Here is a 9,359-nt window from a genome sequence, read left to right on the forward strand (position 1 = left end):
ATGGGCGATCGGCGACTGATACCCCCGCACGTCCGGGACCTCTCTCCCGGGCGTGCGGGCACCGAGACGCGGTGCCCCATCCCGGCCGACACCTGGGGAGGGAAGGCGCCGCAGCCCGGCCGCAAGGGGTGCCGGGCAACAGCAGGGCCGCCGGTGTTGGGAGATCCCGGCGGCCCTGTTCTACGCCTACCAACCGTCTGTTGAGGTTCGGCCGTCGGCGTCTTCGCTGGCGGCCTTCTTCCGCTTCCGGGCCTCACGTCGGGCGGCGCGGCGCCGCTGCTCCGCCTCGACCTGGGCGACGTGCGCGGCCGGGACCCCGCCGGGGGCATCCTCGACCGTGGTCCGCTTGAGCGCGCACCACCGGATCACGTCGGGGTCGTCGGTGTACAGCACACGGTCGACCCACCACAGGAGTTCCCCCTCCCGCGGCCCCGGGGTGGCCACCACCCGCCCGGCCTTCGGTCGGGTGTCATAGGTGATCTTCCGCAGGGTCGGCGCCGGGTCGTCGACGTTGACGCGCCACTCAGCCAGTTCCTCCGTGGTGAGCGGAGGTGTCTTCCCGCACCGCAGGCGCCGCAACCGATCCTGTGCGCGCATCCGGACGCCCACCTCCTGTGCCGCCTCAAAGCGCTTCCAGAAGTCCTCTCCACGGCTCACCGGTCCCCCTCTCCAGCGGCCACCAAGACGGCCACGTGCCGCACGAGCGCACCCATGAGCCCGCGCTCTTCCACGACCTTCCACACACGCCTGTGGTGCGCTCTCACACCCCTCTCTGTGTCGGGGCGCAGCGAGCCCCCGGCCGCGCGTGTGAGCGCCTCACGGGCCGGTTCGGGGTCGTGGGGGTCGAGGGCGTTCGCCAACGCCTCGATGATCACCGGGCGGGGGCGCCTCAGCCCAGCTTCGAGGCGGAGAACGGTGGTGTGGGCGACCATCGCCCGGCTGGCCAACCCTCGGACGGACAGGCCCCGGTCGGTGCGCAGGCGGCGCAGGGTCGCTCCGAACGTGGCGGCGAGGTGAGCGGCTTCGTCCTGGTCGGGCAGGTAGGCCGACCACCGTTCACCTTGCGATCGGCGGTGCCTAAAGGAGTGGTGCCTAACGTCGTCACGAGGGGCGGGGCGACCGATCGTCGCGCGGGTCGGGTCGGGGTTGTGGGGCATGTGCGGGGTCCTGTCCGGGGTGTGGGGAAGCCGCCCCGCGGGGTGGGTGCGGGGCGGCTCCGGAGTGGGTGTGGTGGTGGGTTAGGCGGCGTCGTTGCTCACGCCGTAGTGGGCGTTCGTGGCTTCGGAGAGGGTGCGGCCAGCGTGGGGGCGGGTCACATCCACCGCCGGAGGGTGATGCCGTGCCGGTTGGCGAGGGCGTTGAGGACGTCATCGGCGGCCGGGCAGTCGTCTTCGTGGATGACGGGGACGCGGATGACGTCGGTGTTGCCGTGGCGGCGTTGGGCGGCGATGCGGCGGCGTTGGGCTCGGTTGAGGCGGACGGGGGCGGCGCCGCAGGGGCAGGGGTGGCCGGTGGCGACGAGGCGGCGGCGGGCGATGCCTTCGCGGATCTCCGGGGGGAGGTTCTCGGTGAGGTCGGGGACGACGGAGAGGGCTTTGTAGCCGTCGACGTGGGAGGGGATGAGGTCGCTCACGGGGTGGTGCTCCGTTCGGTGTGAGGTCTTCGGGTTGGTGGGGCGGCCCCGGCGCGGTCCGGGGCGTGGAAGGGGTCAGGCCGCGCCGTGGTGAGGGCGGCAGTCGAAGCAGTAGGGCGACCCTTCGGTGTTGCGCTGGGGCTTGCTGCACGCTCGGCACGGGGTCTTCTGGGAGGTCTCAGTCCCACCGGTCCCACCCCTGTAGGGGTGTGGGACTTGGGACTGGTCTCTGGCGCTCCCGTGGGACTGGTTGGGACTGTCTTCGGTGTGGTGTCTTCCGGCAGGACGTAGAACGGTCGTTTGTCGGTGCCGGTGTTGACGACTAGACCCCGCTCGACCAGCGTGTTCAACGCCCGGTAGAAGCTCGACTTCGGTATCTCGGAGGTCTCCCGAAGTTGGGCTCCGGTGGCGCCGGTAGTCCCAAATGAGTCCCGCATGATCCCCAGCAACTTCACGTCGGTTGGGGAGAGGTCACTGCCCGGTCCCATGCCGGAATGGGACTCCAGGACGGCCCCGGGTCCGCGGGGGACCAGTCGCAGCAGGAGGGGCGGGAACGGTTCGGCGTCCTTCTGCTTCATGCAGTCGATGCGCACAGTCGGGCCGTCCTTGTGCGCCCGGATGAGGGTGTGCGCGGCGCCTTCGAGGGCGGTGGAGCCCCGCAGGGTGTCACCGGCGCGGGCCTCGTGGTGGACCAAGAGGACGCACGCGCTGGTCTGCTCTCGTAGGGCGTCGGCTGCGGCAACGAGGCGGCCCATGTCCTGGGCGCTGTTCTCGTCGGCGCCGACCGTGACGCGGGCCTGAGTGTCGATGATGATCAGGACGGGTCGGAGTTCGGCGACCAGGGCGACGAAGGCGTCTCGGTCGATGGGGCTAAGGAGCTGCACGGCGACGGGCAGGAACCGGACCCCGGTCATGGGCGTACCGGCGGCGGCTTCCCAGGCGCGCACGCGCTGGCGGACACCGGTCACGCCTTCGGCAACGAGGTACACGACTCCCCCGGGGCGGGTGACGTGGTGTCCCTGCCACGCACGGCCGACAGCTACGCTCCCTGCCCAGTCCAGGGCGACGAAGCTCTTGCCGTGGCCCGGTTTGCCGTGGAGCCACGCGAGGCTGTCGCGGAACAGGACGCTGTCGATGATGGGTTCGGGCGGGGGGATGTTGTCGAGCCCAGCGGAGTCGATCAGCAGGGCGCGCAGGGCGGCAAGGCGATCGGCGACGGGGTCGCCGGTCGTCTCGTCGTCCTGGGCGTCGTCGGCGGGGACCTCGTCGAGGTCTTCCGCGGGCGCCTCGTCGAGGGGCACGAGGTCGTCGAGGGTGAGCCCGTGGGCGAGGTGGTCGGAGACGTCGGCGCCCTTGCGGTCGAGCGGGGAACGGAGCACGCGCACGCTCGCGGCGGCCCCGTCGAGCGCCTGGGCGATCTTGCGGGCGTGCCCGATGCCGGGGCCGTCATTGTCCGCGATGATCACGACGTGCGCGCCGCGGAGCGCGTCCGTGTAGGAGTCCTCCCACCGGGCCGCGGCCCCGTTGACGTTCGTCGTCGCCACGTGCCCCATGGCGTTGAGCCGGTCGGCGTCCTTCTCTCCCTCGACCACCACGACCGTGCCACCCGCGCGGGCGGCCTCGACGACGGCGGGCAGGTTGTACAGCACCCGCACGCCACGCGGCAGGCCGGCCTTCCTCGTCTTCGGGTTGTGCGGCAGGAACGTCTTCGCCCCGCACGCACGGCACCGGTACCGGCGCTGGGTGTACAGCACCTCCCCGGCCTCGTCGGCGTAGTGGTAGCTGGCGACCAGGTCACACGTCTTCCACGGGCGCCGGTGGTCGCACTCCGGGCGGCGTTCGACGTCCTCGTCGAACAGGTCCGCCATGCGCAGGCCCAGGGCCGCGACGACGTCCTCGACGTCGCAACCGGCCTTGCAGGACACCAGGACCTTGCCGCCGTCGTAACCGACCGACAGTGAGGGGGCCCGGTCCTCGTGTGCGGGGCACCGGGCGGAGAGCTGGGTGTCTCCGTGGGGTGCGTGCCCATGCGCGTCGAGGGCGTCGCGGACACGGTCGAGGGCGGTCACGGCATCACCACGACAGGAACGCCGTCGTCGTCCTGGTGGGCGAGAGCGTGGGCGAGATCGGAGCGGACGCGGGCGACTCCGAGGGGGTTGGTGCCACGCACCTCGACGGACGCGGCCCGGTGGACGAGGCGGGCCGTGAGGGACGCCTCCCACCCGGCCCCCCACCCGGGGAGGAACCCAGGGGCGTCGCCGATGTCGAGCACGACGTGCATGCCGTCGAGGGCGGCCGGGGGCAGGGTGCCCGCGTTCGGGTCTCGGGGCGGGGCCGGCGCGGTGGCGCCGTCGATTCCGGCAAGGATGCTGTCGGGGTATTCCTGGCGGAGTTCGCAGGTGAGGACCACGGTTCCGGTGAGGGCCGGGGGCTGGTGGTGGTGCTGTCGTACGCTGGTCATGACTTCCTGAGGCATGGGAGTCCGTTTCGCGGTGGCCGGGGTGGCAGCCCCGGCCATTCGCATGTGTGGGGTGGGGCCGGCGGGGTTCATGCGGCGGCGCCGCCGTGGGCCTGGGCTTCCTCGTATGCCTCGATGTCGGCCAGGCGGTAGCGGACGAGGCGCCCGCACTTGATCCAGCGCGGCCCCTGCTCTCGGCACCGCATGTTGGCCAGCGTCTGAGTGCTGGACTTCCACCGCTTGGCCAAGTCCGCCGGGGTGAGGTGCTGCTGAGCCGTCATCCCGATCAATACCTCTCGATAGCTTGACCTATCATCTTGATAGGTTCTACGATCGAAGCGTATCGACCTCCTTCGGTAGCGTCAAGGTGATCGAAGCAGCGAACAGGACGTGGAGGGAGGACCATCAAAATGATGCGATCCTGGGAGACATGAGTACACAGAAGAACCCGCTCGGACCGATCGGCGACACAGTCCGACACAACGTCAAGCGCATCCGGGAAGCCCGCAGCCTCACCTACGCCGAGCTCTCGCGACGGCTGACAGCCGTTGGGCGTGAAATCCCCACGCTGGGTCTGTCCCGTATCGAAGAAGGGAAGCGCCGCGTGGACACTGACGACCTGGTCGCGTTGGCGATGGTGTTCGACGTATCCCCGGTGACGCTTCTACTGCCTCCCGCCCCCCCTCAGAGCACAGGTGGCCGTGTGACTGTGCTCCCTGAGCGCAGCACGCCGTGGCGCACAGCATGGCGCTGGGCACACGGGGAGCACCCCTATTGGGAGCCGGGATCGGACAACGAACTTCGAGGTGATGACGACCGGCTATGGCTTGAACGACTCCGCCGATTCATCTCCGAGAACCGGCCATATGAACAGCGTCCGGTCGAGGAGATCGACCGGTTCCTGAGCAACCGCATCGACGGACCGTGGCATCTGGAGATGGACCACGGAAGCGACGGCACCACCACCTCAAGCCTGAGCCAGAACAGCGTCATGGACGCGAGACGACGAGCAGAAGAGAACGGTGAGACGTGACCCGAGTATGGATCGAGGACCGGGCCAAGCACGCCGACTACCGCGACCGCGCGGCGGCGGCCCGGAAGGCGAAGCGCACCCCGCCCGGCCGGTGGCGGGTCCGCTACTACGACCTGCGCGGCAAGGAGCGCGCCGAGACGTTCGCCAAGGAGCCCCAGGCCCAGAACCGGCGAACCGAGCTTGAGACGCAACTCGCGCTCGGCACGTACCGCGACCCCCGCGACGGCAAGGTGAAGCTGTCCACCGTCGCCGAAGCCTGGTTCGACGCACAGCACGACTTGAAGCGGTCGACGAGGAAGGGCTACCGCGACCACCTCGACCTGTACGTGCTCCCCCGGTGGGGAGAGCTGGCCGTGGCGGATATCCGGCGCGACGACGTGGTGACCTGGGTTGCCGAACTGGTCAACTCCCCTGGTGTCCGGGGCGGCACGCTCAGTGCGTCGTCGGTGCGCAAGATCTACGGCGTGCTGTCGATGGTCCTCGACTCCGCGGTGGCGTCGAACAAGGTCGCCGCGAACGTGGCGACGGACGTCAAGCTCCCCCGCCTGCCCGCTGCGGAACACGTCTACCTTGACCACCACCAGGTCGAGTTGCTGGGCAAGGCGGCGGGGGAGTACCGGGTGTTCGTCCTCGTGCTGGCCTACACGGGCCTGCGCTACGGCGAGGCGGCCGCGGTGCGGGTGCGCAACGTCGACCTCAAGCGGAAACGCATCCGTGTCGTCGAGGCGTTCGGCAAGGACGGCGGCGAAGTGTACGTGGACACGCCGAAGACGCACGAGCAGCGATCGGTGCCCGTGCCGCCGTTCCTCGTGCGGGAGTTGCGGGCGCTAGTGAAGGACCGGGCGCCGGACGCCTGGGTGTTCACCGCTCCGGAGGGCGGCATGCTGCGGTACGACAACTTCCGGCGCCGGGTGTTCGATCCCGCCGTGGTCGCCGCGGGCCTTGCCGACCGCGGCATCACGGCGCACAAGCTCCGGCACACCGCGGCGTCCCTCGCCATCGCGGCCGGCGCGGACGTGAAGGTCGTGCAGACCATGTTGGGGCACAAGACGGCGACGATGACGCTCGACCACTACGGGCACCTGTTCCCCGACCGCCTCGACGAGGTGGCCACGCGCACGAGCACCGCGCGGGCGGCCGCTCTCCGGAAGGCGAAGCAGACGCCGAAGAGGTGACCGTGTTCTGTACCAACTTGTGTGCCACCCGTACCAAATGCGTACCGGGGGCCGGAAACAGAGAACGGGGACCCCCGAAGGAGCCCCCGTCTACTACGTCTGAACTGCTGTTTTCCCGTGTGGAGCCAAGGGGAGTCGAACCCCTGACCTCCGGTATGCAAAACCGGCGCTCTGCCAGCTGAGCTATGGCCCCTCGCACCCCGGCACCAGGCCCGGTCGCTACGCAGAGCATACCCTCACCAGGGCGCGCCCCCGACGCCCACGGCCGAGGAGCCATGACTCAGGGATTCAACAGCACAAAGCCGTGGGCCGCACCACGGGAGCACCCGCCCACCCACGCCTTCGTGTCGCGCACTGGCATCGGACGGCGCGCGCCGCGCCGTACCGGCTCAGTTCTCGCCGGCCGCCGTGGCCTCGGTCCACAGGTCGAGCTCGGCACGGTCCGCCTGGATCTTGCGGTAGATGGCGAAAGCCCCGAGGGCCACCAGCGCCAGCACGATGATCTTCTTCACTGTCTGGACCCTTTCGTTGAATCCGGTTCGTCCGAAGCCCCCACAAGAGGGCTCCACAGAGAACTTTATGAGGTTGTCACCTAGCAGACTAGCAAGCCGTCAGGTGAGGAGCGCCATCCGCCGCAGGATCCCGAGAGTGGTCTCCGGGGAGAGGGCGATCCGGGTCAGTTCCGACCAGACCCTCTTGCAGGATGCCACCGCCTCCTCGGCCTCGACGATCACCCCTCCCTGTGTCGCGTCCACGTACGCCAGGGCGGCCTCGCCCTCGTCGAACTCCAACACCGTGAACGGACCCGCGATCCCCGGATGCGGACCGGCGGAGGTCGGCAGCAACTGCACCGACACCCGATCCGACCCGGAGGCCACCTCGATGATCCGGGTCGTCTGCGCCCGCAGGAGCTCCCGGTCACCGGAGATCCGTTGAAGGGCGTCCTCCTCGACGATCGCGTGGTACTGGACCTGTTCCAGGACCTCCTGGCGCTTGAGGTGGGCGGCGACCATCCGCTCCACCGCGTCCTCCCCGTGGCCCAGGGCGCGCCCCACGGTCGCCGTGTAGTCGGGCACCTGGAGGAGGTCCGGGACGAGGATGCCCGCGTACACCTGGAGGGCCACCGCGCCCGCCTCGTTGCCCACGTAGGCGGAGGAGAGGACGTCCTCGTACTCGGTCCACCACGGCCGCAACCGCGATTCCCGCACCAGGGTCAGGATCGCCTCCCGCTGCCCGCCGGTGACCCCGTACAGACGCAGCAGGGCGGAGATCTCCATGACCGAGGGCCATTTACGGATACCCGTCTCGATATGCCCCAGCTTCGCCGGCGACCACTCCAACTCCTCGGCGACATCGCTGAGGGTCAACCCCGCCTGAACGCGGCGACGACGAAGCTCGGCGGACAACCGCCGGCGGCGGACCGTGGGACTGGTCATGGCACCGTTCCAATGACGGAGAGTGTCGAGGGTATGTGACCAGCGAAACACGGCATCTAGCATCTAGCAATGAGTTTCTAGAAAACAGCCGCCGATTCGATGCATTAGGGAGGAAAGTCCCCCGATCCCATCGATCAACGCTTCCCGGCAAGTGAATCCCACGAGCACCACGGGTCACCGGAAGTGTCATCACCGGGACCTGGGGGACGCACCTCGATACCCGGTGAAGGAAAGCGCGTACGATGCAGGAGATGCCCGCCCAGGCGGGCTCGCCCGCACACGTAGAGGAAACCCATGAGCCACCCCATCGACGACGTCGAGCAGTTGATCGCGAACGCCGAAGCGGAGATGCCACCGAGCACCCGTTCCCGCCTCATCGCGAAACTCCGCATGGGGAAGCACATCGACGAGGCCGCCTCGGAGCTGGAGATCAGCCCGCGACAGGTGTTCTCCACCGCTCGGATCCTCAAGCCGTTCGGCGAACAGCTCGACTCCACCCTGATCGCACAGCGCGACCCGTCCCTGCCCCACGGGACCGTCACGGGTTACAACAAGCGATGCCGCTGCCCGGAATGCCGAAGCGCGCTCCAGCGCCGCGTCTGATCCGTCCGACCTGGCTCTATGCGTAGTTAACCCAGACTTCTCACACCAATTCACTTACCGCAGGCTTATCGGTGCCCGGGACGGGGGAAACCGCAAGCATGAACGAGCACGTGGACTGGTCGGCGATGAGCGACGAGGACTTCGTAACGCTGCTGCGGCAGCTCATCGAGGTTCCGGAAGCCGACGAGGACTGACCGACAACAGCCTCACCCCCTCCCCCCACAACACGCGGGTCCCCCGACCGTCGCCCGCGCTCTCAGAGCGCCCACGACCACCGGGAGAGCCCGATCCCCAGGCCATGCCCGCGAAACAGCCCTCGCGCCCGTCTCGGCCGCGCTCCCGCCGATGACGGTAGAGCATACGTCCGCCGGGCCTTGAGGCGCTTTCGACTCGCCCCCGACCGTGAGGGCGGTCTCGTGGTGGCCGTGGGTTGGCTTTCCCTTGAGCCTGGAGGTACCGCCCCGACCGGAGACCGACGCTCCCGCACGGCCTCGGGGGGTACTGGTCTCCTCCGGCTTGGGCCTCGGTGGTCGGGCGTGGGCTCTCGCCCGGCCCCGGGGGTTCCGTTGCCCTTGGGACTGGGGGCCAGGGGCATGGGCGTGGGGCGTGGGCTCTCGGCCCGGCTCTGGGGGTTCCTGTTTCCCTTTCCCTTGGGCCTGGGCCTGGGCTCCTGGCTGAGGCCAAGGGTTGCCGTTCTCCTTCGGCCCCGGCCGCGGTCGTAGGGCGTCCGCTCCCGCACGACCCCGGGGGAGTTGCTGCTTCCCTTCGACCCCGGTGGTCGGCCCCGGACCTAGAGCGCGAACCCCCGCCCGACCACCACGACCCAGCCGAACACGAAAAAAGCCCCCCCACCCCACACCACCCCACACACAAAAAAAGAGGGGGGCCGCCCACGGCGACCCCCCCCACACACCAACCCCACACACAGGGAAAGCCCCCCACCCCCAAAAAAAAGAGGACGGAAGGCTCTCAACCCGAAAAAAAACCGTGGCGGCAACCTACTCTCCCACCCCACCACAGG

Annotated in this window: 11 protein-coding genes and 1 tRNA gene; 3 read left to right on the plus strand and 9 right to left on the minus strand. The window is 69.3% G+C overall.

From position 1 onward, the window contains the following. Positions 1–186: 186 nt before the first annotated feature. The 6 genes from PWG71_RS28490 to PWG71_RS28515 form a co-directional block, all read right to left on the minus strand. Positions 187–597, minus strand: a complete 411-nt coding sequence (locus tag PWG71_RS28490; RefSeq protein ID WP_274813169.1) for a hypothetical protein — start codon at positions 595–597, stop codon at positions 187–189. Between the two features lie 56 nt (positions 598–653). Continuing rightward, positions 654–1,157, minus strand: coding sequence for a helix-turn-helix domain-containing protein (locus PWG71_RS28495; protein WP_274813170.1), 504 nt, complete (start codon positions 1,155–1,157; stop codon positions 654–656). 155 nt (positions 1,158–1,312) lie between these two features. After that, positions 1,313–1,633 carry a hypothetical protein gene (locus tag PWG71_RS28500; RefSeq protein ID WP_274813171.1) on the minus strand — a complete coding sequence of 107 codons (321 nt, stop codon included), beginning with the start codon at positions 1,631–1,633 and terminating at the stop codon, positions 1,313–1,315. Beyond that, the gene (locus PWG71_RS28505) at positions 1,630–3,702 is read right to left on the minus strand and encodes an AAA family ATPase (RefSeq protein WP_274813172.1); all 2,073 of its coding nucleotides are present in this window, start codon (positions 3,700–3,702) and stop codon (positions 1,630–1,632) included. Before PWG71_RS28505 ends, PWG71_RS28500 begins: the two co-directional genes overlap by 4 nt. Continuing rightward, the gene (locus tag PWG71_RS28510; protein ID WP_274813173.1) at positions 3,699–4,094 is read right to left on the minus strand and encodes a hypothetical protein; all 396 of its coding nucleotides are present in this window, start codon (positions 4,092–4,094) and stop codon (positions 3,699–3,701) included. The genes PWG71_RS28505 and PWG71_RS28510 overlap by 4 nt, the downstream gene beginning before the upstream one ends. Positions 4,095–4,180: 86 nt before the next feature. Beyond that, a complete protein-coding gene (locus tag PWG71_RS28515; RefSeq protein ID WP_274813174.1) occupies positions 4,181–4,372 on the minus strand; it encodes a helix-turn-helix transcriptional regulator in 192 nt (63 codons plus the stop codon). Between the two features lie 149 nt (positions 4,373–4,521). Between PWG71_RS28515 and PWG71_RS28520 the strand changes: the two genes are divergently transcribed. Together PWG71_RS28520 and PWG71_RS28525 are read left to right on the plus strand one after the other, a co-directional pair. Continuing rightward, the gene (locus tag PWG71_RS28520; RefSeq protein ID WP_274813175.1) at positions 4,522–5,124 is read left to right on the plus strand and encodes a helix-turn-helix domain-containing protein; all 603 of its coding nucleotides are present in this window, start codon (positions 4,522–4,524) and stop codon (positions 5,122–5,124) included. After that, a complete protein-coding gene (locus PWG71_RS28525; protein WP_274813176.1) occupies positions 5,121–6,299 on the plus strand; it encodes a tyrosine-type recombinase/integrase in 1,179 nt (392 codons plus the stop codon). The genes PWG71_RS28520 and PWG71_RS28525 overlap by 4 nt, the downstream gene beginning before the upstream one ends. 120 nt (positions 6,300–6,419) lie before the next feature. Here PWG71_RS28525 and PWG71_RS28530 read toward each other — a convergent pair. The 3 genes from PWG71_RS28530 to PWG71_RS28540 form a co-directional block, all read right to left on the minus strand. Next, positions 6,420–6,492 (minus strand) — tRNA-Ala (locus tag PWG71_RS28530). Positions 6,493–6,688: 196 nt separating this feature from the next. Continuing rightward, positions 6,689–6,811 carry a DLW-39 family protein gene (locus PWG71_RS28535; protein WP_218619584.1) on the minus strand — a complete coding sequence of 41 codons (123 nt, stop codon included), beginning with the start codon at positions 6,809–6,811 and terminating at the stop codon, positions 6,689–6,691. Positions 6,812–6,910: 99 nt separating this feature from the next. Next, the gene (locus PWG71_RS28540) at positions 6,911–7,735 is read right to left on the minus strand and encodes a helix-turn-helix domain-containing protein (protein ID WP_274813177.1); all 825 of its coding nucleotides are present in this window, start codon (positions 7,733–7,735) and stop codon (positions 6,911–6,913) included. 294 nt (positions 7,736–8,029) lie between these two features. Between PWG71_RS28540 and PWG71_RS28545 the strand changes: the two genes are divergently transcribed. Further along, on the plus strand, positions 8,030–8,338 hold the full coding sequence (locus PWG71_RS28545) for a hypothetical protein (RefSeq protein ID WP_274813178.1): 309 nt from the start codon (positions 8,030–8,032) through the stop codon (positions 8,336–8,338). The last annotated feature ends 1,021 nt before the right edge of the window (positions 8,339–9,359 follow it).

It is taken from the genome of Nocardiopsis sp. N85, from assembly GCF_028882275.1.
GTDB lineage: Bacteria > Actinomycetota > Actinomycetes > Streptosporangiales > Streptosporangiaceae > Nocardiopsis > Nocardiopsis lambiniae.

Excerpts from the sequence above, each read along its gene's own strand:
- PWG71_RS28490 (WP_274813169.1), bottom strand. The coding sequence starts at position 597 with ATGCGCGCACAGGATCGGTTGCGGCGCCTGCGGTGCGGGAAGACACCT.
- PWG71_RS28495 (WP_274813170.1), bottom strand. The coding sequence starts at position 1,157 with ATGCCCCACAACCCCGACCCGACCCGCGCGACGATCGGTCGCCCCGCC.
- PWG71_RS28510 (WP_274813173.1), bottom strand. The coding sequence starts at position 4,094 with ATGACCAGCGTACGACAGCACCACCACCAGCCCCCGGCCCTCACCGGA.
- PWG71_RS28515 (WP_274813174.1), bottom strand. The coding sequence starts at position 4,372 with ATGACGGCTCAGCAGCACCTCACCCCGGCGGACTTGGCCAAGCGGTGG.
- PWG71_RS28520 (WP_274813175.1), top strand. The coding sequence starts at position 4,522 with ATGAGTACACAGAAGAACCCGCTCGGACCGATCGGCGACACAGTCCGA.
- PWG71_RS28540 (WP_274813177.1), bottom strand. The coding sequence starts at position 7,735 with ATGACCAGTCCCACGGTCCGCCGCCGGCGGTTGTCCGCCGAGCTTCGT.
- PWG71_RS28545 (WP_274813178.1), top strand. The coding sequence starts at position 8,030 with ATGAGCCACCCCATCGACGACGTCGAGCAGTTGATCGCGAACGCCGAA.